Here is a 22,370-nt window from a genome sequence, read left to right on the forward strand (position 1 = left end):
CACCTATTAATTGGATGACAAATGTACTTATTCTCTAGTAATTTTTTTAATTAATTTACCAACCGTTAATCCTTGAATAATTATGGAGAAAACCACCACAATATAAGTAATTACCAAAAATAAATCGCGATGCATTTCTGATGTTAAACTTAATGCTAAGGCAATTGAAATTCCACCTCGCAAACCACCCCAAGTCATAATTAAGTTGGTGTTTGGAACAAAATCTAATTTTTTAGCAAAAATCTTAATAGGATACATTAAAGAGATATAACGAGCTAATAATAGTATTGGAATACTAATTAAACCAGCTAAAATATAAGATTTATTAAAAGTAAGTACTAAAATTTCCATGCCAATCATTACAAATAGTATGGTATTTAAAAGCACATCGGTTAGTTCCCAAAATTTATCTACATATTGCTCTGTGGTTTTACTCATCGAGGTTTCACGAACGGTATCATTACCCACAAACAAACCTGCAGTAACCATCGCTAAAGGTGCAGATAAATGAAATTTTTGAGCTATTAAAGTTCCTCCCATAACGGTTGCAATAGTTATAATTACTTCAACATCATAATCATCAATAGATTTTAATAATTTAAACGTTAGCCATCCTAAAAGTAAACCAAAAGCAATTCCTCCAACTACTTCAAACAAAAACATTTCTGCTACATGACTAAAGGTAATATTGCTACCGCCACTGGCTATTTTATAAATCGTTAAAAAAATGACTACGCCAATTCCATCATTAAATAATGATTCTCCTACTATTTTGGTTTCTAAATTTTTTGGAGCTCCTACCTGCTTTAAAATTCCTAAAACGGCTATTGGATCGGTTGGAGATATTAACGCCCCAAATAACAAGCAGTAAATAAAATCTATATCTAAATTTATTAATTTAAACACGTAGAAGGTAATTATTCCAACTAGCAATGTTGAAATTAAAGTACTAAAAGTAGCAAATGCTATTATAGGTTTACGTTGCACTTTTAATTGTTGAAAATTGGTGTGTAAAGCACCTGCAAATAATAAAAAGCTAAGCATTACATCTAGTAAAACTGTCTTAAAATCAATTTGAGCAATTAACATTTTTTCGTGCTCTAATAAAGTATTATTAAACAGACTTGTTGCTAAAACCAACAATGTAAAAATAATGGTGATTAACATTAAACCAATAGTGTTTGGTAATTTTAAAAACCGAACATTTATATAGCCAAACAATGCAGATAATACAATTAAAATAGTAGCAACTAAATATAAACTCATCGCTATATAAATTTTAAAAGCTGTAAAATAATTCCTAAATGAATTCCTTCATGATAAGTATTAAATTCAATACCATCTTCTATAGAATTCAATGTAATATTTACACTAGTTTCATATGGATAATATTTTTGAAATAATTTATTATTATAATCTTCTTTTAACTTTTTAGGCAATTCTAAAAACAGCTTTTTTATGGTATTAAACTCTTCTTCAGAAATTGGTTGTAACGGAGCCGTTCCTTTTTGATATTTCTCAATTATTTCATCAGAAATTAAACAAGGTAATCCTGCTAATTTATAACATAATAGTTGTTGGGTTACCACTAAATGAGCAATATTCCATGCAATGTTATTTTTAAATCCGTTAGGAATTTTAGTTATTTTTTCCAAAGATATACTTTCAATATTATTTAAAATGGTTATGTTCTTAAATAATGTGGAATATTCAATTTCTCATATTCTTTTCCAATATTCCTATATTGGTTTATGGTTTTAATGTTTATCATTATGATCTTTGCAAATTCTTTTATAGGTTCTGATGATTTTTTAATCTTCTGAAGAAAAACAAACCAATTTAAATATTGCGAAAGATATTTTGTAGCGACTCCGTAAAAAGGTTTAATCCATCTTTCATAACGATTGTCAAGCGAGTTCACATGTTGCACATGATAACACTGGTTTTTTACATGTTGTTTAGAGGCTACAAAAGTATGATGCTCTAATTCTTTATTCTTTGCCCATAAAATTATTGACGGATGGGAATCAGAACACAGGATGTTATTAGGACTTATAAACGAACCAATGGTTTTTTCAACACTATCTGAATCTATTCTTCCCATTTTTGCAATCTTCATTAAAGGATTTCCTTTTCTGTCTGTAGCAACCATAACCGATAATTTATCATTGCTAATCCCTCTTTTGGTTTTCCTATCGCTAGGTCTTTTATATGCTTCTCTATCTAATTTACGACTTCCTTTTTCATTTATCTTGAATTGTTTGTCATCACATTCAACTATTCCATCAAAAGAATTACCGTTAACCATCGATAATGAAGCTAAAATTTTATGACGCCAATCAAAAATTGTATTAGTACTGACGCTTAATCTTTTAGCGGCTTTCCTTATAGATACACTCTCTAATGTAAGTTCAAGATATTCTTGAAATTTATCGATTTTTTTTATTCCAGATATCGCTGTGCCTGTAAAATCATTAAATGTCTTGCCACATTGTTTGCACTTATATCTTTTCCGACCTTTATAAATACCATGCCCGTATATATCCTCTGTATGACAATGAGGGCAAAGGACTTTTTGATTCTCGTTAATGGTTGAACGGACTTTGGCTAATTGTGGCGTTTCTCCTAATTCCCTCTTTAAAATAACTAGAAGATCTTTCTTATCTTGATCTGCTAATTCCTCAATCATTAATTGTAAATCCATAATACTCTAAATTTATATAAAGATAGTAAAATCTACATCATTTCGCAACATAACCTTTAAAATTAACTTTCTGGTTTGTTGTAAAATTTCAAATTGTTTATCCATGTTTCTGATTTTTTTATAAAAGTATTCAAAATTTAATTAATAACCTTTTAAATTTACAGTTCACAAAATTTAAACTTATGAAAAAAATATATTACTTAAAAACTTGTGATACTTGTAGAAGAATTTTAAAAAACATGGATACAAGTGATTACATTTTACAAGAAATTAAAACCGAGCCAATAACGGTTAAACAGCTAGAAGAATTACATAATTTAACCAAAAGCTACGAAGTTTTATTTAGCAGAAGAGCCAAAAAATACAAACAAATGGATCTAAAAAATCAGAAATTAAGCGAAAACGATTTCGCACAGCTCATTTTAGAAGAATACACTTTTTTAAAACGCCCCGTTGTAATTAATGGAACAGCTATTTTTGTAGGAAATACGCAAAAAAATGTTAGCATTTTTTAGATTTTCACAAATAATATTCCTGTTTACTGATTAATAATTAAAAACCGTTTTTAAAAAATAAATAAATATATTTTTTATTTAAAACGTTAAAATAAAGGTAATTTAGTCTGTTATTAAAATTAACTTATAAAAAAATGAAAAAATACTTATTATTATTAGTTGCTGTAGCAATGGCAACAAGTGCAAGTGCACAGTTTTATGTATCTGCAACGGGCGGTTACGCAATAGGAAGTGCAGGTGTGCTTATGGGCACCTCATTAAATGCAGATCAATCTAAAGCTACTAACCATTATGGTAGTTATGGAGAAGGAGCTAATTACCAAATTAGAACTGGTTATATGTTTGATGATACTTTTGGAGTAGAATTAGGTGTAGGTTATTTAAATGGTGCAGATCAAAACAAAGATTCCTATGTTCAAAATTCTGATGGTACTTTTAAAGAAGTTACTGATGCTATTGCATATGGAAGAGCTTATGGTTTAACAGCATCTTTAGTTTATAAATTTACTCAAAATATTTATGGAAGATTTGGTCTTTTAACTAAAATTGGAGGGAAAACAGTTGCAGAATTTACTAAAAATACAACTACGCCGTTTGGTCCAATTGTATCAGTTGGTAAACAAGATTTTCATGGAAGACTTCCTCTTGGATTTAATGGTGCTTTAGGATATAAGTACAAAATTTCTGATCACTTAAATTTATTTGCTGAATTAGAATACTTAGGAATTCAAGTAACTAGAGATTATTCTGAATTTAAATCTTTAACAATTACTACTCCTGCAATTCCTGCAAATGCATTAGGTGCTGGTTCTCCAGCGATGCCATCACAAACTTGGAATTTAGGTGATGCTCCATTGGTACACCCAGTTTTTGGAACTATTTATGCTCCAACAAAAATTACTTATGTAGATACTTTAAGTACCTCAAATACAGATCCTTCAAAAGCATTATCAGAAACAGTTCCTTATTCTTCATTCGGAATTAACTTTGGTATAACTTATACTTTTGGAAGTAAAAAAGAAGCTAAAAACTAACTAAATTTAGTTTTATAAATGTAAAAGAGGCAGTATAAAAAAGTATTGAAAACCGTCATTCTGAACTTGTTTCAGAATCTCATTTTAATGATTACCAATCTTTATGAGAACCTGAAACAAGTTCAGGTTGACGAAAATTTCACTTTTTATACTGCCTCTTTTGTTTTATTTTTTTGCATATAACATTGGATTGGTATCCTTATCATTATACATTTTCATTTGTTTATATACTTTCATAAACTTTTCTCCTGTTGCAATATCATGTAATAAATCATCAATAGCGGTGGATAAATCTACACGTTGCTCTAACAAAACATTTAGTTTTACCTGACATTTATTTCTGTGCTCTTCAGAAGCACTTTCTCTTGTTGCTTCTTCATTCATATGATAAATTTTTAAGGCTAAAATAGATAAACGGTCAATTGCCCAAGCTGGGGTTTCAGAGTTTATTTTTGCTCCTTTTTTAACCTTAACTTCTTTAAATTTATTTAAAAAATAGCTATCAACATATTCAACCATATCGGTTCTATCTTGATTAGATGCATCAATTTTACGCTTCAATTTAATAGCTTCAATTGGGTCAATATCTGGTAATCGAATAATATCTTCATAATGCCATTGAACCGTGTCAATCCAGCATTTTCTATATAATAAATGTTCAAATGAATTTGCTTCAAAAGGGTTTTCAAAAGGTTGATCCACGTTATCTAAAACATGATATTTTGTTATTACCTTATCAAAAAGTTCGTTGTATTGTTTTGCGTTCATAATTGTTTTTCTAAAATATGTAAATATTCAACGGTTGACGTTGCTTTATGGTTTCTATTTTCGGTTTTATCTGCTTTAAATCGCCTATAATTTGTGGTTTTTAAGCTATATTTTCCGTAGGATTTCATAATGTTTTTAACTTCATTTTCAGTCATTAATCCTTCGTTATTATAGCTTAAAAAAATGTATTTAAATTTAGCATTTTTAATTAAGTCTTCAAAAGCTTTTTTTACTGCTCCTTTTTTACAATAAGAAGATTTATAATAATTGCGTAATCCTGTTTTTCCTTTTGGCTCAAAATCATCATACAAAGCAATAGTATTTAAAATATGATAATTTGCACCGTATTGCCGTGCATTATAGGGCGGATCTAAATATAAAATATCTCCTTTAATTTTTTGAATTAATTCATTGCTATCTTCATTAAAAACTTGATGAGAATTATTTGTAATTTCATAGTTTGCAGGAATAAATATTAATTTTTTTGCCGCTGTTTTTTTTATTTTTTTTAAATAAGCACCATATACAGAAGCGGTGTTTGCAACTTTATCGGCACTTTCTAATAACGATGCTAATAAAAAATAATATTCATTTAATGAAATTTGATTGTTTGATTTCCAAATTTCTATTTGTTGCCTAATCGCATCAATTTTTTTCCCATTTTCGGCAGAAAAATACAATCGGGCGGCTTTTCCATTTTCACTGTAGTTATTAAAAATAAATCCTTCTACTTCTTCTAAATTATTTAAAACTTCAAAATAATCTTTAATATCAATTTCTTGATGATTTTCAATATAATTTTTAGTTAATACGTAACTATAATATTCAATATCATTAGCAATTACCTGCTTTACTAGAGGTTTAAATGTTCTGCCAACAATGCCAGTGCCTGCAAACAAATCACAAAAAACAAGTTCCGACAAATTGTTACCAACCGTATTTATGATGGATTTTTTTAAAAAGGATGAAAGTTTATTTTTTGAACCTATGTAATTCACAGTTTAATGTACGTTTTACGAATTTTTAATAGCTGCCATAACGAGGAATAAAGTGACGTGGTTATTTCACCCTTAACTGACAGATTGCTTCATTTTATTCGCTATGACGAATATAATTATTATCTATTTAATTGCCCAAATTATATCCGCAAAAACAAGCTTATTATCAAAAGACAATTCCACTAATTTAGCACGGTCAAAATTAAGCAAATAAGTTGAGATTAATTGTTGTAGCCAATTTATTTCTGCCTTTAATTTCCAATGTTCTTTTGAATGGTTTTTATCAATTAATACAATAAATAATCGATTTTTGAAATGTTGTCTTTGTTGGCTGCTTTGATTTTTGTACAACCAAATTATTAATTCCTTTGGATGTTTTTGAGCATAAGTAACCGATTTGTTAAACCCTTTTGGGAAAACCGTAGTTTTATGGTCAAACGGAATGTTTTCTATATAAAAATCTATGAACTTATTATAAGAATTCTTATGTGCTTTTACTTTTTGATGTTCGCAAAAAATGGTTTCTACACCTTTTGCCGACCAAAAATTAAACCAACGATTTAAAGTGTAATTTTTTAAATCGTTTTTACGTTTGTCTTTACCAAAATGAAGTTCAATTTTTTCTAAAAGTGTTTTAAAAGAATAGGTTTTATAAATAAAATTGGTGCGTTTATCGAATTCATCGGTCTGTTTTCTTCCCCATTCGTAGTTAAAAATCGTTCTTTTTTTTAATTCTTTTTCTAGCCTTTTATAATCCATAAGTACAAATATAATTAATTAGCTAGCAAACAACAATAAACATATTTTACGCCTAATTGATTTTAAAACTTGATTAAAAACTAAACCTAACAGGTTTTAAAAACCTGTTAGGTTCAGTGCTTTTTAGAGTTTCATGCACTTACAAGAATTTTCGCTCAATTAAGGTAAGTAATCGTTCTTCAAATTCAAGTTTAGCACTCCAATTATAATCGGGTTTAACAACATGTAGCACAAAATTTTTGGCATCTTCTTCATTATTAAACGTATTTAATTGTGAAATTACACGGTTAAAATCTTCTTGACTTCCATCAAATAATTGATTTACAAAAGCTATCCGATCATTTAACCCAATTTGTAAATTATTTTTAAACAAAGCATCATTTAAAGTTCTATTTTTAAATGAATTTTCCTCAGAAATAACAGGGTTTTCTTTAGTTACGTTTTCAAATATTTTATTAGCTTCAGTTGCAGATACAGCGTCTTTAAATTCTTCTTCTAAAGAAGTTTTAAAAGTAGATTTTTCTGTGTTTTCTTCTTTTTCTAAAGTAGATTCATCTTCACTAATAGAAAATTCAATTTCTTCAAAATCAGGAACTTTATTAAAGTTATCTTGCTCGTTTTCAATTTTTTGAACTATTTCGTCAGTTATCTCTTTGTTGAATTTAGTTTCTATTTCTACAAATTCTTCTTGGGTTTCTAAAATAGTTTTTTCTTCCAATTCCTTTTGCTCACTCAAAAATTTAGCAATCGCTAGTTTTTCATAAATAGCTTGTGCTTTTGTATATAAAATTTCAATATTTTCATTATTTTCAAGTGCTAAAATGCTGTGAGCCAAACTAACTAATTCTGCTTCTAATTTTTTGTGCATAAGTTGCGGTGTTAAATAATTTTTAGTGTGTTATTTTTAATAAATTTGTATTTATAAAAACAATTTAAAACTTGTTTCTATATTAGAACATTTACAAATTTAAAATAAATAAAACCTATTTTTAATTTCGTTTTGTTCAAAACTAAATTTATCATAACCTTTGAATTGTGAAATTACAAAATGTTTCTTGAAAATACCGTAAATTATAATGAACAATTTGGCTGGATTGAAGTAATTTGTGGATCTATGTTTTCTGGTAAAACAGAAGAATTAATCCGCAGACTTAAACGTGCCAAATTTGCAAAGCAAAAAGTTGAAATTTTTAAACCTTCTATTGATATTAGATATGATGAAGAGATGGTAGTTTCACACGATGCTAATGAAATTAGATCAACACCCGTTCCTTCTTCGGCAAATATTAGAATTTTAGCTAATGACGTTGATGTAGTTGGCATTGACGAAGCTCAATTTTTTGATGATGAAATTGTAGCCGTTTGTAATGATTTAGCAAACCGTGGTGTTCGAGTTATTGTTGCTGGTTTAGATATGGATTTTAAAGGAAATCCGTTTGGACCTATGCCAGCGTTAATGGCAACAGCCGAATATGTTACAAAAGTACATGCCGTTTGCACCAGAACAGGAAATTTAGCACATTATAGTCATAGAACTGCAGATGGTGATGAATTGGTAATGTTAGGTGAAACACAAGAATATGAGCCACTTAGCCGATCTGCGTATTTTAAAGCTATGAATAAACAAAAACTAGAAAAGGCTAAATCCAAAAAACAAGATGAGTAATCATGTAACTATCCTTGAAATAAATTTAAATTCATTAGAATTTAACCTAAATTATTTTAAAAAAAAGCTTGAAAGTAACACTAAAATATTAGCGGTTGTAAAAGCTTTTGGATATGGAAGTAGTGCTGTTGAAATTTCAAAATTTTTAGCAGACAAGGTTTCCTATTTTGCAGTAGCTTATTTAGATGAAGGCATTGCTTTACGAAAAGCAGGAATTATAAATCCCATTTTGGTATTGCACCCAGTAATTTCTAATTTTAATAAAATTGTTGAATACCAATTAGAACCTAATATTTATTCATTTAAACTTTTAAAAGCATTTTTAAAAGATGCTAAAAAACTTTCATTAAATAATTATCCTATTCACTTAAAATTTAATACAGGTTTAAATCGGTTAGGATTTAATAAACAGGATGTAGCTAAATTGATAAAAATACTTGAACTTCAAAAAACTATAAAAGTAGCTTCTATTTTTTCACATATTGCTGCTAGTGAAGATGTAAAGGAACGTAATTTTACTTTACAACAAATTTCAATTTTCAAAACTATTATTACTGAATTTGATAAAAAATTAAGCTCCTCACCCATAAAACACATGTTAAATACTTCTGGCATAATTAATTACAATACTGAAGCTCAATTTGATATGGTTAGACTAGGCATTGGATTATATGGTTTTGGAAATGATGCAGAAGAAACTTCAAAATTAAAAAATGTACTTATTTTAAAATCTATTATATCACAAATTCATACTATTCAAAAAGGAGATTCCGTAGGTTATAACCGAGCTTTTAAAGCAACTAAAACAATAAAATCCGCTACAATTCCTATTGGTCACGCCGATGGAATTTCTAGACAATTAGGAAACAAAAAAGGTTATGTTTATGTAAATAATAAAAAAGCACCAATTATAGGAAACGTTTGTATGGATATGATTATGATTGATGTTACTAATATAGAATGTGAAGAAGGTGATGAAGTAATTATTTATAAAAACCAACAACATATTGAAGATTTAGCTCAAAAATCAAATACTATTTCTTACGAACTCATTACTGCGATTTCACAAAGAGTTAATAGAGTTGTTAAATAAATGTTAATTTGCTACATTTGATTCTTAATAATCAACTAAAATAAAAAAAATGTTAAAAGAATTTAAGAATTTCATTATGACAGGAAATGTAATTGATTTTGCAGTTGCTGTAATTATGGCTGGGGCTCTTGGCTTAGTTATTAAAGGATTTGTAAACAATATTGCCATGCCATTTGTTGGGTATTTTACTGGTGGAATAGATTTTGGAAATCTTCTTTACGCCATGGATGGTAAAGAATATGCAACTTTAGAAGCTGCTAAAAAAGCAGGAGGAGCAGTTATTGCATATGGTGCTTGGATTAACACCATTATTAATTTATTAATTGTTGGATTAGTAATGTTTATAATTGTAAAAGCATATAACAAAACTAAAAAACCTGTTGAAGCAGCTCCTGAAGCTCCAAAAGGTCCAACTCAAGAAGAATTATTAATTGAAATAAGAGATTTACTTTCTAAAAAATAAACTAAAATTTTATTTTTAACCTGAGTTCAACCTAAGGATTTACTTTAAATAACTGAAAATCAAAATGTCATTGCGAAAATTATAAATGTAGTGCCATAATTTGAAGTAATCTTTTCATAAAAAGGAGATTGCTTCCTCATTTCGCTTTGCTTCATTCATCGCAATGACGTAGCTTGTTGATTTTCAACCCAGTATTTATTTTCTTACATCGAACTCAGGTTTTTAAAAAAAGGAGATCTAAAAAGTGATGTTTTCGTCAACCTGAACTTGTTTCAGGTTCTATGAGCAACTGGTAATTGTAAGATGAGATTCTGAATTAAATCCAGAATGACGAGCTTTTCAAGACTTTTTAGACCTCCTTTTTTTCTTTTTACCATTATAAACTTCAGTAATAGTTGGAGAATTTTCTGTTTTCTTTATTAGAATTAATTCATCTCCAACCGTAACATTTCCTAATTGTAAAACTTTAAAATAAACACCACTTTTAGAAGTATTCCAGAATTGTTTTAAAAAATGTTGTGTTTTAAATACAATTCCTAGTTTTTTACAAGGTGTTCTTGGTTTTGTTACTTCAATAATAGTTTCACCTAATTTATAAACATTACCAACATTAATTTCTGTCTCATCAAGATTAGAAATGGTTAAGTTTTCGCCAAACATTCCAAAATGCCAATCTAAATTCGGATATAAATCTTTCCAATACTTATAATGATTTTCGGAATAAGCATAGACTGCTTGGTCAATTCCTCCGTGATATCTTCTATCTACAACCACATCATTTTCAACATCTTCTTTACCTAAAGTTATAAAAGTATTTACTGGATATTTTAAAATTCCTGTAACTATTTCTTTATCATTATAAATTAGCTTTTCTTTTTTTCCAATATTTACTGAAATCACTTTCATTATGCTTTAAATTTTAGTAATTCATTAGCAATTTTTCTGTCGTTTGACAATCTTGGAACTTTATTTTGTCCACCTAATTTTCCAATCGATTTCATATAATTATTAAATCCGCCTTTTAGTATTGGAGTTATTTTTAAAGGTTGTAAAATATTACCTTCTATTAAATCTAAATAATAACTGTTTTGATGTTGTAATGATTTATCTATATTTTTTGCAAACTCACTCATGTTTTTTGGCTCATTTTCAAATTCAATAAACCATTCATGATACGGTAATTCATCTATTGGTGTAATTTGTGGAGCAACTGTAAACTCATTAATTTTTATTTCAGAATTTATGGTGTTTTCATTTAAAGCTTGTTCCACTTCTTTACCAATTACATGTTCACCAAAGGCAGAAATAAAATGTTTAATTCTACCAGTAACTATAATTTTTGGTGGATTTAAAGAAACAAACGCAACAGTGTCTCCAATATTATAACCCCAAAGTCCTGCGTTTGTATTTAAAATTAATACATAGTTTACACCAATTTCTACATCTTTTAATGAAATACGCGTTGGATTTTCATCAAAAAATTCATCAGATGGAATAAATTCATAAAACATGCCATTATCTACTAAAAGCATCATTCCTTTCTCGGATTGTGAATCTTGAAAAGCCATAAATCCTTCAGAAGCTGGATATAATTCAACGGTATCCACTTTTCTCCCAATTAAATCTTCAAATTTATTTCTGTAAGGCTCAAAATTTACTCCTCCGTAAACAAACAAATTAAAGTTTGGAAAAATTTCTCCTACTTTTTTTCCTGTTTTTTCAATTAATTTTTCAAAGTACATTTGTACCCAGCTTGGAATTCCACTAATTAAAGTCATATCTTCATTAACTGTTTCCTCTACTATGGCATCAACCTTTGTTTCCCAATCATCAATACAATTAGTTTCCCAACTTGGCATTCTGTTTTTTGTTAAATATTTAGGTACGTAATGTGCTGCAATTCCTGAAAGACGACCAGTTTTTATTCCGTTAGTATCGTGCAATTCAGGACTTCCTTGTAAAAAAATCATTTTACCATTTACAAAATCAGATTTGTTAGTTTGATTGATGTACAATAATAACGCATTACGTGCTGCCGAAATATGAGTTGGCATAGATTCTTTAGTAAGTGGAATATATTTTGCTCCTGAAGTTGTCCCAGAAGTTTTTGCAAAATAAATTGGTTTTCCTGGCCATAAAACATTTTCTTTTCCTTTTTTAACTTTATCAAAATAAGGTTTAAGAGCTTCGTAATCTTTTATAGGAACTTGCTTTTTAAAATCTTGATAAGTTCTAATTTTGTTAAAATGATGATCTTTACCAAATTGAGTATTTTTAGCCTGATTAATTAATTTTTTAAATACTTTTTGTTGCAAGGCAATTGCATTATTGCTTTGTTTATAAAATTTAGTAGCAATTTGTTTTGCAAAAGGTTTTGCTAAAATGGATTTAATTTTAATCATTATTCAAAATCAATATAATTTTCGGGATTTACAGGAAGTCCTTCACTCCACAATTCAAAATGTAAATGTGCTCCCGTAGTAAATTCTCCTGTATTACCTGAAGCTGCGATAACTTCTCCTGATTTCACCATATCTCCTTCTTGCTTATGCAATACACTATTGTGCTTATAAACGGAAATAAATCCTGCTGCATGCTGCAAAATAATTACATTACCTGTATTTGAAGTCCAACCGGCAAAAATTACGGTACCATCGGCAACAGCTTTTACCGGGGTTCCTGTAGCTACAGCAATATCAATGGCAAAATGTTTACTTTCAATGTTAAATCTATCTGTTATTGTACCTGTTAATGGAGCAAAAAACACAACTTCTGATGTTTTCTTAGCAGGATTAAAAAGACTGTATCGGTCTTCACTTTCTACTTCTTTTCTAAAATTTAAATCGTTTTCAGAAGGTTCTAAATTTAATGAATCTCTATTTAGTTTTTTAACTGCCTGCATAGCAGAATCTTTATTAAACTTTACTTCAGGTATTTTGCCGGTTAATAGTTCTCTAAGGTTTTGAAGATACTGATTATTAACCTTTAAAACTTGCTCTAAAGAATCAGTTTTGTAAACTAATTGTGTTGCTTCTTTTTTTAATCTTGTTGAAGAATATCCAGGAATATATTCTTTTAAAGGAGTAAATGCAATTAAAAAAATGGTGCCGATAATAAGAGCTATTGAGAAAACACTCCCAAAAATAAACACATTTAATCGATTTAATTTAAAGGATAATTTTTCTTCAAATGTGTCTTCGTTTAAAACTACTAATCGATATTTATCAATTAATTTTTGTTTAAACCTTTTTTTATTTTTGGTTGTTTTTGCCATAATTATAAATGCTCAACAATATAACGAATATTTAGATGAATTAGTTTTAGTTTGTTATTTGTAAAAATTCATTTCATCAATATAATTCCAAACTTTTAATGGTAACATTGTACTAATATCCTTATGATTTTTAATGGCTTTTCTAATAAATGTTGATGAAATTTGAATGATAGGAGCCGCAACAAAATGAATATTTTGATGATTTTTAAATTCCTCTTTAATTGGTTTTGAATTTACACGAGGATACACATACAAATGATAATTTTTAAGAATAGTTTCATAATTTTTCCACTTATGAAAACTTTGCAAATTATCTTCGCCCATAATTAAATTGAAATTAATGTTTGGGTATTTTTCTTCTAAATGAATTAAGGTATTTATGGTGTAATTTGGTTGAGGTAATTTAAATTCAATAGATGAAGTTTTTAGTTTAGCATAATTTTCAACTGCAATATTTGCAATAGCTAACCTGTGGTAATTGCTTAGCAAAGTTGCTTTTTGCTTAAACGGACTCATTGGTGTTATAACTAGCCAAACTTCATCTAAATCGGAAAACTCAGCCATATAATTTGCAATAACCATATGTCCAACGTGAATTGGATTAAATGAACCAAAAAACAATCCTACTTTCATTTATTAATAAATTTGTTAACTAAGTTATAGGCGTTCTTTTTTGCTGTTTCTAATTGATCATTTACTAAAATTACATCAAAATCTTCTGCAAATTTCAACTCTTTTTCAGCTTTTAGAACTCGCTCTTTAATTTTTTCTTCACTATCAGTTTTTCTATTTCTTAACCTACGTTCCATTTCTGATATAGATGGTGGTTGAACAAAAACAGCAAGTGTTTGCTCAGGATATCGAGATTTAATATTTAAGCCTCCTTTTACGTCAATATCAAAAATCACATGCTTTCCTAATGCCCAAATACGTTCAATTTCTTTTTTTAAAGTTCCATAAAAATTGTTGGTATATACTTCTTCCCATTCAACAAAATCATTATTTTTAATGTGTTCTTGAAATTCTTTTAAAGAAATGAAATAATAATCTTTTCCATTAATTTCATTCCCTCTTTTTTTACGGGAAGTTGCTGAAATAGAAAAATCTAAATTCAGTCCTTTATATTGCAATAAATGGTGTACAATGGTTGTTTTCCCTGATCCTGAAGGTGCTGAAAACACAATAAGTTTACCTGTTTTTTTCATTAATACGTTCTAATTTATAAAACATTAAGACTTTGCTCTTTAATTTTTTCAAGCTCATCTTTCATTTGAACTACTAAATTTTGCATTGCTGCAAAGTTAGATTTTGAACCCATAGTGTTTATTTCTCTTCCCATTTCTTGGGTAATAAATGCTAATTTTTTTCCATTAGAAATTTCACTCTTAAGCTCTTTTTTAAAATAATTTAAATGATTTTTTAAACGAACTTTTTCTTCGGTAATATCTAACTTTTCAATGTAATAAATAAGTTCTTGCTCAAAACGATTTTTATCAATTTTTGCTTCTAACTCTTCAATAGCTTTTTGCAAACGCTCTCTAACCTGCGTAATTCGTTGAGGATCTATTGCTATTATTTTTTCTAAAATATTTTCAATATTTAAAATACGTAACTCAAAATCATTTAATAATGCCTTGCCTTCATCTATTCTGTACAAAATAATTTTGGTTATGGTTTTATCAATGGTCATTTCAATTTGTTTCCATTCTTCTTCATCTAACTCTTCTCGTTCTGTTTTTAAAGAATCGGGTAAACGAACAGCCATTTTTAGTAAATCTATTTCATGAGAGTCAACAATTTTTCTCAATTGATTCATGTATTCTTTTACTGTATTTTCATTTACTTTAGAATGTACTTCTCCTCCGTTATTCTCAATATAAATTGAAAAATCTATTTTCCCTCTACTTAATTTTGAGGCTAATTTTTTACGAATGTCTAATTCTTTTTCTCTATAATAAGATGGCATTCTGACATTTACATCTAAGTTTTTACTGTTTAATGATTTTAATTCAATTGTAATTTTTTTTGTGGGAAGTTGCAATACGGTTTTGCCGTATCCAGTCATAGATTGTATCATAGGTATTCTAAAATTTAGACAAATTTACATAAATTTAATTTTGAATTTTTCTTAAGAAAAGATTTAATTTTTATTGTACTTCAACTTATCCTATTTTTGCTAAATAAAATTTATTTCCTTTTGAAGAAAAATCAACACATTTTAGTAATTCGTTTATCAGCTTTAGGAGATGTTGCTATGACCGTTCCTGTAATAAGAGCTTTTTTATTACAACATCCTTCGGTAAAAATTACGATACTGTCAAAATCATTTTTGAAACCTTTATTTTCTAATATAGAAAATGTTACTTTCTACACAGCAGATGTTAAAGGAAAACATAAAGGATTTATAGGAATATATAAGTTGTTTAAAGAATTAAAAGTTCTAAATTTTACTGCTGTTGCCGATTTACATAGTGTACTCAGGTCTATTATTTTAAGAACTTTTTTTAAAATTTTTTTTATAAAAACTGCTTATATTAATAAAGGTAGAACAGGAAAGAAAGCCTTAACTAGAACAAAAAATAAAGTTTTTAAACAACTTAAAACTTCCCATGAACGTTATGCTGATGTTTTTAGAAAATTAGGTTATCCTTTAAATTTAAAAAAACCAATATTTCCTGCTATACAAGAATTAACTTCAGAAATAATTGCCATAACAGAAGTAAAAAAACAGCCTTGGATTGGTATTGCTCCGTTTGCACAATATAATTCTAAGATGTATCCATTATCTCAAATGAAAAAAGTAATTGAAAGGTTATCTAAAAACTCATCTTACAAAATATTATTATTTGGTGGTGGTAAAAAAGAAGTTGAATTATTAAATGAAATAGCATTAAGTTATAAAAACACCATAAATATTGCAGGTAAACTTTCTTTAGAAAAAGAACTTGCTCTAATTTCAAATCTTGATGTTATGCTAAGCATGGATTCTGGTAATGCTCATTTTGCAGCAATGTTAGGCGTAAAAACCATTACACTTTGGGGTGTTACACATCCTTTTGCTGGTTTTGCTCCATTTAATCAACCTTTAACAAATTGTATTCTTCCAGATTTAAAAAAATATCCTAATATTCCATGTTCCATATATGGGAATAAAGTTTGTGAAGGTTATGAAAATATTATGGAAAGTATTCCACCAAAAAAAGTAGTAGCTAAAATAAAAGAAATAGTATAAAAAAAGGCTGTCTTAAAAGTGAAATTTTCGTCAACCTGAATTTAATTCAGGTTCTCATAATTACTGGTAATCTACAAGATGAGATTCTGAATTAAATTCAGAATGACGATTTTTTTAAGACTTTTAAGATAGCTATTTTTCTAAAGCAGGAATTCTTAAAACCTGACCAGGATAAATTTTATCAGGATCTGATAACATTGGTTTGTTTGCTTCAAAAATAACCTTGTATTTCATAGCATCACCATAATATTTTTTAGCAATTTTACTCAAATAATCACCTTTTACTACGGTATAAAATTGGGCTTCAGGTTCTTCAATAACTACTGTCATTCTATCATCAACAGAAGCAATTCCTTCTGTATTTCCAACAACTAATACTACTTTTTCACGAGTTTCTTGAGAATTTGCTTGTCCCCAAATAGTGGCAGTATCACCCTCAACCTCAATATTTAAATCTAATACTTCAAAACCTAAGGTTTCTACAGCGTTTGTTAATTTACTTGCTTTCTCTTTTGCGGCTTCAGCAGATTCTTCTTCGGTTGTTTTTCCTATTCCAAAAACTTTAGCACCAGCATCTTTAATAAATGAAAATAAACCCATAACTTTTTCTTTTTAAATTAATAATTATTCTGTTCTAAATATACAAAAAATTATAAATGCAATTTTATCCAAAAACAAAAAATTAAAATATTATTTTTGTATTAAATTATGAATGTATGCAAGTTACTATATTAGATTCTGAAATTTCTATTTTAAATAAATTTATAGCCGAAATTAGAGATAAAAATATCCAAAAAGATGCCATGCGATTTAGAAGAAATATTGAACGTATTGGTGAAATTACTGCTTTTGAATTAAGTAAAACTCTAAAATTTAATTCAGAAAATATTGAAACTCCATTAGGAATTAAAACCATTCAAGTTCCACAAAAAGATGTTGTTATTTGCTCTATTTTAAGAGCAGGAATACCTTTGCATCAAGGAATTTTAAATTATTTTGATGATGCTGAAAATGCTTTTATATCGGCATATAGAAAATATATTAATGAAAATGATTTTGAAATAAAAGTAGAATATTTTGCTTCTCCAGATTTAACGGATAAAATTTTAATATTGGCCGACCCTATGCTTGCAACAGGAAGATCATTAGTAAGTGTTTATGAAGGATTAAAACAAAATGGAACTCCAAAAGAAATTCATATAGCTTGTGTTATTGCTTCTACTGAAGGAATAAATTACATTAAAAATTATTTTCCTGAAAACACAAAATTATGGGTAGCCACTGTTGATGATACCCTTAATGAACACGGTTATATTATACCTGGCTTAGGTGATGCTGGTGACTTAGCGTTTGGGGGAAAATTATAAAAAATAAACACTAATTGATAGTGCCAAAAACAAATATATTATTACGTTTTTAAACAACGATGATTTTAATTTAGGAATAAAATTAGCAATAATAATTGCTGCTGGAAATATTAAAAATAGTAATTCAGAACCATTTTTTATTTCTGACAATCCAACCACAATTATTGCAACAACTAAATGATTTAGTAATAATATCCATTTTTGCTTAAGTTTATTACTAACCAAAACAATGCTTGGCGTAACTCTTATTATTGACCAAATAATCATTAAACTTATCAAAATTAAGGGTAATAAATATTTTGTTAGGCTATAATAATTAAAATCTAAACTAAAATTTATATCAAACTTTTGATAAAAAAGAGGTAACTTATTTAAATAAAAACAATACGTAAAATACAAAAAAATTGGAGTTATAAATCCTACAATTGGTATTATTAAATTTCTTATAGAAACTTTTTTGTATAATATAATTCCAACATAAATCAATATAAAAAATAAAAAACTCCAAAAATATATTAGCGATGCAATTCCTATCCAAAAAGCCACATCAAACAATTTCATTTTAGTATTTAAATTGCTTGACAAACTATAAATTTTACGAAAAGCTAATAATAATAGAATATTTGTAAGCAATAATTTAGAAGAAAACATGCTTTCATAAAACGTTCCTAAAAAAATTACCCCTAATAATAATCCGTATAAATTATCAAGCGTTAATTTGTTTTTAGAAACAATAAAATTAAACACCAACACCCAAATAACACCTAATACAAACAAAATCAATATATTACCAAATAAATTGATAGATAAATTATTAGCAGAAACATAAAACGTTGCAAAAAAGTAATAAATAAATAACAGACCTATTATTAAAATAATTCCAGCTGGCTTTGATTTTTTAAAAAAATTTGCAATCATTACTTTATTCTTTACTTTTGCCTGTAAATATAATTAAGATATGATTGCAAACAATATTTTTAGAGCTATTGGTAATTTTTTTGTGAATGTATTTTTTGAACCATTCGACTCTGTGCGATTTATGCATAATTGGTGGGAACAAAATACATTTAGCTGGGTATTAATTTTAATTGCCATTATCGGTTTTTTTTACTGGTTAAATCAATTAAGAAAATACCAAAAAATAGAAGACTAATAATTTTTTGTCTTTGATAATTTTTATTTTTAATCACACTATTTGTGGGAAGCAAAAACAAACTAAAAAGATTTCGTGAAAATGAAACCTTTAAAAACGTAATTCAACCAACTAGATCTGAAGTTCTTAAAGGATTTTACTTAAAAGGAAAATGGAATTCTTTTTTTAAAAATGATAATCCTATTATTTTAGAATTAGGTTGTGGAAAAGGTGAATACACTATTGCTTTAGCACGCAAAAATCCAAATATAAATTATATTGGTATTGATATAAAAGGTGCTCGTTTTTGGCGAGGAGCTAAAACCGCCTTGGAAGAAAATTTAACCAATGTTTGTTTTTTAAGAACTCAAATTGAACTTATTGATTTATTATTTGCTGAAAATGAAGTAAGCGAAATTTGGATTACTTTCCCTGATCCTCAAATTAAATATAAACGCACCAAACACCGATTAACAAATTCTGATTTTCTAAAAAAATATCATACCATTTTAAAACCTGAAGGTGTGGTTCATTTAAAAACAGATAGTGAATTTATGCACGGATATACTTTAGGATTGTTACACGGTGAAGGTCATGAAATTATCTATGCACATCATAATATCTACAAAAATTATGTTTCTCCTGCTGAAGTTACCTCAACACAAACTTTTTATGAAAGTCAGTATTTAGAAACAGGAAAACCTATAACTTACATAAAATTTAGACTTCAATATTAATTTATTATTTTTATTGAATGAAAAAATCAGAAGGCTTTTTTGACAAAGTTTATGACGTTGCAAAATTAATTCCTTACGGAAAAGTTACTAGTTATGGAGCAATTGCAACTTATTTGGGCACTGCAAAATCTGCCAGAATGGTTGGTTGGGCAATGAATGCTTCTCATGGAAATGATTTAATTCCTGCACATAGAGTGGTAAATCAAAAAGGATTATTAACCGGTAAACATCATTTTGACGGAACTAATTTAATGCAACAATTATTAGAAAACGAAGGAATTATTGTAATTGAAAATCAAATTCAAAATTTTGAAAAAGTTTTTTGGAATCCATCAAAAGAATTAAGCTAAATAGTTCATTTTCAAAAAATGATGTGTAACAACTTCAACACTTCTTTTTAACGCATATATTTTTAATCCAACAGAACTTCTGTATATTTGTTGTTTAGAATCATTTTATATAACAATTATGGCAATTAACAAAAAAGATATAACAAAAGCCCTTGAAACCATTACGGCACCTGGTGAAGGCAAAAATTTAATTGAAAGTGGTGCAGTAAAAAATATTGTAACTTTTGATAAAGAAGTAATTGTAGATGTTACCATTAGCAATCCATCTTTACAAGCAAAAAAGAAAATGGAAGTAGAAATCATGAAAGTAATTCATGACTTGGTAGATCAAAAAACCGATGTAAAAGTAAACGTACAAGCAATTGTTCCTGTTAAGCCAATAAACACTGTTGAAAATAAATTACCAGGAGTTCAAAATATTATAGCAATTGCTTCAGGTAAAGGTGGTGTTGGAAAATCTACTATCACCGCAAATATGGCAATCTCTTTACAAAAAATGGGATTTAAAGTTGGTATTTTAGATGCCGATGTTTACGGACCTTCTATTCATTTAATGTTTGATGTAGAAAATGCTCGTCCATTATCTGTTACTGTTGACGGACAATCAAAAATGCAACCTATTGAAAGTTATGGCGTTAAAATATTATCCCTTGGGTTTTTTACAGGTGCAAATCAAGCTGTAATTTGGCGTGGAGCAATGGCTTCAAAAGCACTAAATCAAATGATATTTGATGCTAACTGGGGCGAGTTAGACTTTTTATTAATTGATTTACCTCCTGGAACAGGTGATATTCATTTATCAATTGTACAATCTGTTGCCGTTACAGGTGCTGTAATTGTTAGTACACCTCAAAACATTGCTTTAGCAGATGCTAAAAAAGGTGTTGCCATGTTTGCTCAAGCAGATATTAATGTTCCTGTTTTGGGAATTGTTGAAAACATGAGTTATTTTACTCCTGAAGAATTACCTAACAATAAATATTATATTTTTGGAAAAGATGGAGCTAAAAATCTGGCAGAAGATTCCAATACAACATTTTTAGGAGAAGTTCCCTTAGTGCAAAGTATTAGAGAAGCTTGTGATGCTGGACATCCTGTGGCTTTACAAGACAATACACCATTAGAAAATGCCTTTTCTGAAATCACAAAAAATATGCTTACAGAATTAGTGAAAAGAAATAAAGCTTTACCTCCAACAGAAGTAGTTAGAATTACCGCCTTGAGTGGATGTAGCACAAACTAAATAATGGATAAGGAAGAATTAAGAATTAACATTGAACAAGCCTTACAGGAAATTAGACCATTTTTAGAAGCTGATGGTGGTAATATTTCTTTAGTTGAAATAACCAATGATACTGTTAGTGTTCAACTAGAAGGTGCTTGCATTGGTTGTTCAGTTAATCAAATGACACTTAAAAATGGTGTGGAAGCTACCATTAAAAAGTATGCTCCACAAATAAAACGTATTGTTGAGGTTAACGGAATTTCTTTCTAAAGTTCTATAAAAATAGATTTCATTAAAAAAAGAGCACATAAAGTGCTCTTTTTTATTGCTTTAATGCTAAAAAAATATGCTATATTTGTAATGTATGAAAAATCCTTGGACAGAATTATTATTACTTCTTAAATTCTTAATCAAGAGAGATCCTGAATGAGTCAACTATTTTACATAGGCAACTTATTAATTTTCTTATGTACACAACACAACCTCAATTTTAAATCAACCTCAATACTTTTTTAAGGTGATTAAATTTTAAAGAGATTTATATTAAATACTAACTAAAATCATCAATTATGCCTAGCTATTATTCCTTAGGTGAAATTCCACCAAAACGCCATACTGTTTTTGAAAATCCAAATGGAGGATTGTATCAAGAAGAGCTTTTTGGAACTGCTGGTTTTGCAGGAATGTCATCATTAATTTATCATTTAAATCCACCAACAGTAGTAACCGAAATAAAAAAGGTAAAAGAGGTTACTCCAAAAATTGCGATTAACAAAAATATGAAAGCGCTCAGTTTTAAAGGATTTTCTTTAAAACCCACAACGGATTATTTAGAAAGCAGAAAAACACTTTTTGTAAATAACGATTTGCACATTGGTTTGGCCGCTCCAAAAGAATTTTCTTCATCCTATTTTTATAAAAATGCAGATGCCGATGAAATGCTATTTGTTCATATTGGTTCTGGAACACTAAAAACCATGTACGGAAACATAGATTTCAAATACGGTGATTACTTAATAATTCCACGTGGTACAATTTATCAAATTGATTTTG

General features: G+C 28.2%; 28 protein-coding genes. 13 read left to right on the forward strand and 15 right to left on the reverse strand.

Annotation, left to right across the window (positions count from 1 at the left end; genetic code table 11):
* Positions 1–27: 27 nt before the first annotated feature.
* The 3 genes from L3J60_RS00665 to L3J60_RS00675 are packed head-to-tail and all read right to left on the reverse strand — an operon-like array spanning position 28 to position 2,704.
* Positions 28–1,266, reverse strand: coding sequence for a sodium:proton antiporter (locus tag L3J60_RS00665; RefSeq protein ID WP_291973344.1), 1,239 nt, complete (start codon positions 1,264–1,266; stop codon positions 28–30).
* Between the two features lie 2 nt (positions 1,267–1,268).
* Positions 1,269–1,715 carry a DinB family protein gene (locus L3J60_RS00670; RefSeq protein ID WP_291973394.1) on the reverse strand — a complete coding sequence of 149 codons (447 nt, stop codon included), beginning with the start codon at positions 1,713–1,715 and terminating at the stop codon, positions 1,269–1,271.
* Positions 1,685–2,704, reverse strand: coding sequence for an IS1595 family transposase (locus L3J60_RS00675; RefSeq protein ID WP_291973346.1), 1,020 nt, complete (start codon positions 2,702–2,704; stop codon positions 1,685–1,687). Before L3J60_RS00675 ends, L3J60_RS00670 begins: the two co-directional genes overlap by 31 nt.
* Before the next feature lie 182 nt (positions 2,705–2,886).
* Between L3J60_RS00675 and L3J60_RS00680 the strand changes: the two genes are divergently transcribed.
* Both L3J60_RS00680 and L3J60_RS00685 read left to right on the forward strand, forming a co-directional pair.
* Complete coding sequence (locus tag L3J60_RS00680; RefSeq protein WP_291973348.1) at positions 2,887–3,219, forward strand: ArsC/Spx/MgsR family protein; 333 nt, start codon at positions 2,887–2,889, stop codon at positions 3,217–3,219.
* 134 nt (positions 3,220–3,353) lie between these two features.
* On the forward strand, positions 3,354–4,253 hold the full coding sequence (locus L3J60_RS00685; protein WP_291973349.1) for an outer membrane beta-barrel protein: 900 nt from the start codon (positions 3,354–3,356) through the stop codon (positions 4,251–4,253).
* A gap of 165 nt (positions 4,254–4,418) precedes the next feature.
* On the opposite strand, the gene L3J60_RS00690 is transcribed toward L3J60_RS00685, so the two are convergent.
* The 4 genes from L3J60_RS00690 to L3J60_RS00705 all read right to left on the reverse strand — a co-directional run bounded on the left by L3J60_RS00690 (position 4,419) and on the right by L3J60_RS00705 (position 7,646).
* On the reverse strand, positions 4,419–5,021 hold the full coding sequence (locus L3J60_RS00690) for a DUF4254 domain-containing protein (protein ID WP_291973351.1): 603 nt from the start codon (positions 5,019–5,021) through the stop codon (positions 4,419–4,421).
* A complete protein-coding gene (locus L3J60_RS00695) occupies positions 5,018–6,019 on the reverse strand; it encodes a DNA adenine methylase (RefSeq protein WP_291973353.1) in 1,002 nt (333 codons plus the stop codon). Before L3J60_RS00695 ends, L3J60_RS00690 begins: the two co-directional genes overlap by 4 nt.
* 123 nt (positions 6,020–6,142) lie before the next feature.
* Positions 6,143–6,778 carry a hypothetical protein gene (locus L3J60_RS00700; RefSeq protein WP_291973355.1) on the reverse strand — a complete coding sequence of 212 codons (636 nt, stop codon included), beginning with the start codon at positions 6,776–6,778 and terminating at the stop codon, positions 6,143–6,145.
* A 139-nt stretch (positions 6,779–6,917) separates the two neighbouring features.
* Positions 6,918–7,646: a hypothetical protein gene (locus L3J60_RS00705; RefSeq protein ID WP_291973357.1), complete on the reverse strand. Its 729-nt coding sequence runs from the start codon at positions 7,644–7,646 to the stop codon at positions 6,918–6,920.
* 180 nt (positions 7,647–7,826) lie between these two features.
* On the opposite strand from L3J60_RS00705, the gene L3J60_RS00710 reads away from it, so the two are divergent.
* From L3J60_RS00710 to mscL, 3 genes are read left to right on the forward strand one after another with little or no spacing between them, the layout of a single operon-like run.
* Entirely contained in the window at positions 7,827–8,444 is a 618-nt protein-coding gene (locus L3J60_RS00710; RefSeq protein ID WP_291973359.1) for a thymidine kinase, read from the forward strand.
* Positions 8,437–9,537: an alanine racemase gene (alr, locus tag L3J60_RS00715; RefSeq protein ID WP_291973361.1), complete on the forward strand. Its 1,101-nt coding sequence runs from the start codon at positions 8,437–8,439 to the stop codon at positions 9,535–9,537. Before L3J60_RS00710 ends, alr begins: the two co-directional genes overlap by 8 nt.
* A 49-nt stretch (positions 9,538–9,586) precedes the next feature.
* On the forward strand, positions 9,587–10,000 hold the full coding sequence (mscL, locus tag L3J60_RS00720) for a large conductance mechanosensitive channel protein MscL (RefSeq protein WP_291973363.1): 414 nt from the start codon (positions 9,587–9,589) through the stop codon (positions 9,998–10,000).
* A gap of 339 nt (positions 10,001–10,339) precedes the next feature.
* On the opposite strand, the gene L3J60_RS00725 is transcribed toward mscL, so the two are convergent.
* From L3J60_RS00725 to L3J60_RS00750, 6 genes are read right to left on the reverse strand one after another with little or no spacing between them, the layout of a single operon-like run.
* The gene (locus tag L3J60_RS00725) at positions 10,340–10,906 is read right to left on the reverse strand and encodes an MOSC domain-containing protein (RefSeq protein ID WP_291973365.1); all 567 of its coding nucleotides are present in this window, start codon (positions 10,904–10,906) and stop codon (positions 10,340–10,342) included.
* Complete coding sequence (locus tag L3J60_RS00730) at positions 10,906–12,402, reverse strand: GH3 auxin-responsive promoter family protein (RefSeq protein ID WP_291973367.1); 1,497 nt, start codon at positions 12,400–12,402, stop codon at positions 10,906–10,908. Before L3J60_RS00730 ends, L3J60_RS00725 begins: the two co-directional genes overlap by 1 nt.
* The gene (locus tag L3J60_RS00735) at positions 12,402–13,274 is read right to left on the reverse strand and encodes a M23 family metallopeptidase (protein ID WP_291973369.1); all 873 of its coding nucleotides are present in this window, start codon (positions 13,272–13,274) and stop codon (positions 12,402–12,404) included. Before L3J60_RS00735 ends, L3J60_RS00730 begins: the two co-directional genes overlap by 1 nt.
* 54 nt (positions 13,275–13,328) lie before the next feature.
* Positions 13,329–13,907 carry a nicotinate (nicotinamide) nucleotide adenylyltransferase gene (nadD, locus tag L3J60_RS00740; RefSeq protein ID WP_291973370.1) on the reverse strand — a complete coding sequence of 193 codons (579 nt, stop codon included), beginning with the start codon at positions 13,905–13,907 and terminating at the stop codon, positions 13,329–13,331.
* Positions 13,904–14,479: a guanylate kinase gene (gene gmk, locus L3J60_RS00745; protein ID WP_291973372.1), complete on the reverse strand. Its 576-nt coding sequence runs from the start codon at positions 14,477–14,479 to the stop codon at positions 13,904–13,906. Before gmk ends, nadD begins: the two co-directional genes overlap by 4 nt.
* 14 nt (positions 14,480–14,493) lie before the next feature.
* Positions 14,494–15,351 carry a YicC/YloC family endoribonuclease gene (locus L3J60_RS00750; protein ID WP_291973374.1) on the reverse strand — a complete coding sequence of 286 codons (858 nt, stop codon included), beginning with the start codon at positions 15,349–15,351 and terminating at the stop codon, positions 14,494–14,496.
* 120 nt (positions 15,352–15,471) lie between these two features.
* On the opposite strand from L3J60_RS00750, the gene L3J60_RS00755 reads away from it, so the two are divergent.
* Positions 15,472–16,506 carry a glycosyltransferase family 9 protein gene (locus tag L3J60_RS00755; RefSeq protein ID WP_291973376.1) on the forward strand — a complete coding sequence of 345 codons (1,035 nt, stop codon included), beginning with the start codon at positions 15,472–15,474 and terminating at the stop codon, positions 16,504–16,506.
* A 132-nt stretch (positions 16,507–16,638) separates the two neighbouring features.
* On the opposite strand, the gene lysM is transcribed toward L3J60_RS00755, so the two are convergent.
* On the reverse strand, positions 16,639–17,106 hold the full coding sequence (gene lysM / locus L3J60_RS00760) for a peptidoglycan-binding protein LysM (protein ID WP_291973378.1): 468 nt from the start codon (positions 17,104–17,106) through the stop codon (positions 16,639–16,641).
* 116 nt (positions 17,107–17,222) lie between these two features.
* Between lysM and upp the strand changes: the two genes are divergently transcribed.
* Entirely contained in the window at positions 17,223–17,873 is a 651-nt protein-coding gene (gene upp, locus L3J60_RS00765) for a uracil phosphoribosyltransferase (RefSeq protein ID WP_291973381.1), read from the forward strand.
* Here the strand turns inward: upp and L3J60_RS00770 are convergent.
* A complete protein-coding gene (locus tag L3J60_RS00770) occupies positions 17,868–18,791 on the reverse strand; it encodes a DUF6427 family protein (protein ID WP_291973383.1) in 924 nt (307 codons plus the stop codon). The two genes, upp and L3J60_RS00770, sit on opposite strands and share 6 nt — an antisense overlap.
* Before the next feature lie 40 nt (positions 18,792–18,831).
* Between L3J60_RS00770 and L3J60_RS00775 the strand changes: the two genes are divergently transcribed.
* The 6 genes from L3J60_RS00775 to L3J60_RS00800 form a co-directional block, all read left to right on the forward strand.
* Complete coding sequence (locus tag L3J60_RS00775; RefSeq protein ID WP_291973385.1) at positions 18,832–19,026, forward strand: uracil phosphoribosyltransferase; 195 nt, start codon at positions 18,832–18,834, stop codon at positions 19,024–19,026.
* A 44-nt stretch (positions 19,027–19,070) separates the two neighbouring features.
* A complete protein-coding gene (gene trmB / locus L3J60_RS00780; RefSeq protein WP_291973387.1) occupies positions 19,071–19,742 on the forward strand; it encodes a tRNA (guanosine(46)-N7)-methyltransferase TrmB in 672 nt (223 codons plus the stop codon).
* A gap of 17 nt (positions 19,743–19,759) precedes the next feature.
* A complete protein-coding gene (locus L3J60_RS00785) occupies positions 19,760–20,092 on the forward strand; it encodes an MGMT family protein (RefSeq protein ID WP_291973389.1) in 333 nt (110 codons plus the stop codon).
* Positions 20,093–20,210: 118 nt separating this feature from the next.
* Positions 20,211–21,335 (forward strand): Mrp/NBP35 family ATP-binding protein, encoded by a 1,125-nt coding sequence (locus tag L3J60_RS00790; protein ID WP_291973391.1) that lies wholly within the window; start codon positions 20,211–20,213, stop codon positions 21,333–21,335.
* A gap of 3 nt (positions 21,336–21,338) precedes the next feature.
* Complete coding sequence (locus L3J60_RS00795) at positions 21,339–21,587, forward strand: NifU family protein (protein WP_291973392.1); 249 nt, start codon at positions 21,339–21,341, stop codon at positions 21,585–21,587.
* 299 nt (positions 21,588–21,886) lie between these two features.
* The coding region (locus L3J60_RS00800; protein WP_291973393.1) for a homogentisate 1,2-dioxygenase at positions 21,887–22,370 on the forward strand (484 nt) is incomplete at its 3' end.

This window comes from Lutibacter sp., assembly GCF_021647475.1.
Classification (GTDB): Bacteria; Bacteroidota; Bacteroidia; order Flavobacteriales; family Flavobacteriaceae; genus Lutibacter.